This is a genomic window from Frankia sp. CeRuru1, assembly GCF_977966315.1.
On sequence record NZ_CDWWEW010000386.1, the window covers coordinates 1 to 4,829 of the forward strand.

Annotated in this window: 2 protein-coding genes; both read right to left on the reverse strand. The window is 71.7% G+C overall.

The window, feature by feature from the left end; translation table 11 throughout:
* Positions 1 to 132 precede the first annotated feature (132 nt).
* On the reverse strand, positions 133 to 3,075 hold the full coding sequence (locus AC08OP_RS20965; protein WP_476615744.1) for an HAD-IC family P-type ATPase: 2,943 nt from the start codon (positions 3,073 to 3,075) through the stop codon (positions 133 to 135).
* Between the two features lie 209 nt (positions 3,076 to 3,284).
* Positions 3,285 to 4,163, reverse strand: a complete 879-nt coding sequence (locus AC08OP_RS20970; RefSeq protein ID WP_476615745.1) for an undecaprenyl-diphosphate phosphatase — start codon at positions 4,161 to 4,163, stop codon at positions 3,285 to 3,287.
* Between the last annotated feature and the right edge of the window lie 666 nt (positions 4,164 to 4,829).

The following is a 4,829-nucleotide window of genomic DNA, read 5'->3' on the forward strand; positions in this document are numbered from 1 at the left end:
CGGCCACCCTCACTACCTCGACAGCCGCCACCTCAGCAGCCGCCACCTCACGCACGACCTCGCCCGCCCCCGGAGACGAGACCAGCGCTGAGGCCGAGACCTCCGGATAGGCAGGCCGGGAGAGAACCCCGGCTACGGCGTCGGCCGCGGGCCGTCGGGACCGGATGCCGCGGCCCTCCCCCCCGGACGGACGACCACCCCCGGACGGACGACCGCCCCTGGACGGACGACCGCCGCGGACCGCGGGCTGTCGGCAGGCGCACCCTCGGCAGGCGCCGCGGGCAGGGTCCGCGCCGCGGGCAGGATCCGCACGTTGCTCTGCGAAATCGACGGGCGGCGCGCCGCTTCCAGGTCCACCCGCGCGGCCACCACCGTCAGCTGCCGGCGGATGATCGCCCATACGAGTTCGAGCAGGACCGCCGCCACCGCGGCGATGCCGACCGCCGTCCACGGCCCGGTCGTCCCCACCAGGGAGAGCTGGAAGAACTCCTGGCCGGACGGGATGGCCAGGACCAGCGCGAACGCGACCGCCATGGTCAGCACGAGCGCGATGCGCCACCAGGTGTACGGACGGGCGACGATCGCCAGTGCCCACAGCGCGACTCCGAACAGCGTCAGCGTCGCCATCGAGGTCTCGGCGTCCAGGTCTTGACCATAGAAGTGTGACCGGGCCAGCAGGTAGGATGTCATCGTCGCCGCGGCGGCGAGCAACCCGGCGGGAAGGGCGAAGCGCAGCACCCGACCGACGAAGTCCGGCTGCGCCCGTTCGGTGTTCGGTGCCAGCGCCAGGAAGAACGACGGGATGCCGATCGTCAGCGACCCGACGAGCGTGAGATGCCGAGGGAGGAACGGGTACGGCACCTGGGTGATCACAACCACGATTGCGAGCAGGACCGAGTAGACGGTCTTGGTCAGAAACAGGTTCGCGACCCGTTCGATGTTGCCGATGACCCGCCGTCCCTCAGCGACCACCGGCGGCAACGTCGCGAAGCTGTTGTTCAGCAGCACGATCTGGGCGACCGCGCGGGTCGCCTGGCTGCCGGATCCCATCGACACGCCGATGTCGGCGTCCTTGAGCGCCAGGACGTCGTTGACGCCGTCGCCGGTCATCGCAACGACGTGCCCCCGCGACTGCAACGCCGCGACCATCTCCCGCTTCTGCTGCGGGCTGACCCGCCCGAAGATCGAGTGGCTCTCCATGGCGTCGGCGAGCGCGGCCCGGTCGGTCGGCAGCGTGCGGGCGTCAACGGGATCGTCGGCGCCGGGCAGCCCCAGCGAGCGGGCGACCGCGCCGACCGACAGCGCGTTGTCCCCCGAGAGGATCTTGGCGGCGACGTTCTGCTCGGCGAAGTACCGCAGGGTATCCGGGGCATCCGCCCGCAGCCGCTGGGCGATGACCACGAGCGCCACCGGGACGACGCCAGTCGGCACCGTCGCCGGGTCCGCCAGTGCGTCCGCCAGCGGCGCGCCGAACCGAGCGAGCAGCAGCACCCGCAGGCCCTGCGCCCCGTACTCGTCCGCGGTGGCGAGCACCCGGTCACCAGCTGCCAGCAGCACGTCGGGCGCGCCGAGCAGCCAGGTGCCCTCGGTCCCGTCCGCGGCGGCGAGGGTCGCGCCGCTCCACTTACGCGCCGAGGAGAACGGCGCGTCCGCCCGCACCTGCCAGCCCTGCGGGGCGGGATAGGCATCGATGATCGCCTGCAGGCTCGGATTCGGCCGGCTGTCGGCCGCGCCGAGGGCGCCGAGCACGCTCGGCACGAGGGTGCTCGGCTCTCCGGCCGCACCTGCCCCGGAGGCGGCGCCCGTCTCAGGTACGGCGCCGGCGGTGCCCGGCTCGACGATCCGCAGCTCCACGACGTCCATCGCGGCCTCGGTGAGGGTGCCGGTCTTGTCCAGGCAGACGACGTCGACGCGGGCCAGCCCCTCGATCGCGGGCAGTTCCTGCACCAGGCACTGCCGCCGGCCCAGCCGCACCACGCCGACCGCGAAGGCGACCGACGTGAGAAGCACCAGGCCCTCCGGCACCATCGGCACGAGTCCGGCGACCATCCGGCGGATGGCCTCGGGCAGGTCGTCGTCGTTGACGACCACCTGGCTGATGATCAGCGCGAGGCCGGCCGGAATGATCATCCAGGTGACGACCCGCAGAATGGTGCTGATGCCGCCCCGCAGCTCGGAGTGCACCAGGGTAAACCGGCTCGCCTCCTCAGCGAGCCGGGCCGCGTAGGCCTCGCGGCCCACCCGGGTCGCCCGGAACGCCCCCGACCCCGCGACAACGAAGCTGCCCGACATGACGATGTCGCCGGGCTGCTTGTGCACCGGATCCGCCTCACCGGTGAGCAGCGACTCATCGACCTCCAGGTGATCGGCTGCCAGGACCAGGCCATCGACGGGGATCTTGTCGCCGGCGCCGAGCTCGATCACGTCGTCCAGCACGATCTCGGCGGCGGGGAGCTCCCGGGCGACACCGTCACGCCGCACGACGGGCCGGGACTCCCCCACCACGGCAAGCCGGTCCAGGGTGCGCTTCGCCCGCAGCTCCTGGAACAGGCCGACCAGGGTGTTCACGATGATCACACCGCCGAACAGGGCGTCCTGGAATGGACCGACGATGACGACGAAGACCAGCAGAACGCCGATGATCGCGTTGATCCGGGTGAGGACGTTCGCACGGATGATGTCGCGCAGCGAACGGCTGGAGCGGGCCGGCACGTCGTTGACGCGGCCGTCGGCGACGCGTTCGGCGACCTCGGCGGCGGTCAGCCCGGCGGCGGATCGACCGGTCGCGGCGGGGCCGGACCCGCCGACGGACCAGGCCCCGCCGACGGGCATGGACCTGTTGGCGGACGCGGACCCGTTGGCGGGCATGGACCCGTTGGCAGACGCGGGGTCGTCGATGGACGCGGGGTCGTCGATGGACGCGGGGTCGCCGACGGACGCGGGGTCGCCGACGGACGCGGGGTCGCCGACGGACGCGGGGTCGCCGACGGACGCGGGGTCGTCGATGGGCGCCAGGTCCCGGTCGTCGAGCCGTCCCGGAGACAGCCGCGATCCCGCGGCCCCTCGCCGAATCATGGCGTCCTCCACGCTCCGTCGCGGTCGCTGCCGGAGGCTCGGCAGCGGAATCGGTATCGGTATCGGTTTCCCGACCGACGTCGGGCGGGCCTCGGACTCGTTCGGATATGTCCCGCAGACACCTTCACCGTCTGCGCACGCGGACCGCCGACCCTCACCGTAGTTGACGGGCGTAGGCACGTGGGTCGCGCCTGGGGCTCCCCGCCCGTTCAGCCCGGGGGGGCACCGGCGCCGGGGCTGAGGGCACCCCCGGCCAGCAGGGAGAACAGCAGCAACCCCAGCCCCACGCGATACAGCACGAAGGGCGCGAAACTGCGCGTCGAAATGTACCGTAGGAACCACGCGATCGCGGCGTACCCGGTGGCGAACGCCACGAGCGTGGCGAGGATCGTCGGGCCCCAGGCGACGTCGGCATCCTTCCCACCGATGGAGCGCAGTTCGAAGACCCCGGACGCCAGCACCGCTGGCATCGCCAGCAGGAAAGAATATCGGGCCGCGGCCTCGCGGGTGTAGCCGAGGAGCAGGCCCCCGCTGATCGTCGCACCGGACCGGGAGACGCCGGGGATCAGCGCGGCAGACTGGGCGAGGCCATAGAAGAGCCCGTCACGCACCGACAAGTCCTCGAGCACTTTGCGCGGGCGGGGCGGCGAATGACGACCCTGCGGCCGCCCCTTCGAGGCGTACCAGTCCGCGCCGCCCAGGATCAGGCCAAGCACGATCAGCGTCGTGGCAATCAGCCGCAGGTCGCGGAACGGGCCCTCGATGGCGTCCTGCAGCGTCACCCCGAGCAGGCCGATCGGAAGGGTGCCGAGGATGACCAGCCAGCCCATCCGGGCGTCGGGGTCCTTACGCATCTCCCGGCGGGTGAGCGAGCGCGCCCACGCCGCCACGATGCGGGCGATGTCCTTACGGAAGTAGATCAGCACGGCGGCCTCGGTGCCGATCTGGGTCACAGCGGTGAACGCGGCGCCCGGGTCCTCCCAGCCGGCGAGCGCGGCGGCGATGCGCAGGTGGGCGCTGGACGAGACCGGGAGAAACTCGGTGAGCCCCTGAACGAGACCGAGGACCGTCCCCTCGAAGAAGTTCATCGACGCGCCGACCTGGCCCACGAGCCAGACGAGTCCGGCCTACCCGGCCCATCCGGTCCGTTCAGCCCGTCCGGCGAGGCCGCCGGGTCCGGAGGCCACGCGGAACGACGATCGGTCTGCCGGCTCCGCGCCCGACCTGTTCGCGTCATCCACGCACACCCGACCACGGCTTCACCGTAGCGAAGGGTGAAGTGCGGGCGGATGCCGGGTGACGGCGTCCCCGCCTTCTCCGATCCTCCGACCTGGTCCGATCGACCTCGTCCGATCGACCTCGTCCGATCGACCTGGTCCGATCGGGGTTCCGCCGGATCGGGCCGAGCCCACCCCGCAGCAGGCCCCCCACACGGGCTGACCCGGCGGTTCGTCGGACAGTCACGGACCGCGACGAATAGGCGGGTTCATGCTCTGGCCATGCAACCGAACGAGATCGCTCGCTTTCTGTTCATCTTTAGCCCGCACCGTGTCACCCGGAAGTACGAACCGCCCGCCTCGTGGCGGTCTGGCGCGCCCCGATCAGGGCCGGGGAGCGACACAGTACGCATAGGAGGTTGCACGATGAGTCATCTGCTCGCGAATGTGATCATTGAAGTGGTCGGAACAGCCGTGATCCTGGTTCTGACCAGTCTGGTGCGACGCTGGCTGGGCCAGCCGGCCGCTCGCCCCGCC

What these genes read in the sequence shown, in the direction of transcription:
- AC08OP_RS20965 (WP_476615744.1), bottom strand. Translation starts at nt 3,075, where the DNA reads ATGATTCGGCGAGGGGCCGCGGGATCGCGGCTGTCTCCGGGACGGCTC.
- AC08OP_RS20970 (WP_476615745.1), bottom strand. Translation starts at nt 4,163, where the DNA reads ATGAACTTCTTCGAGGGGACGGTCCTCGGTCTCGTTCAGGGGCTCACC.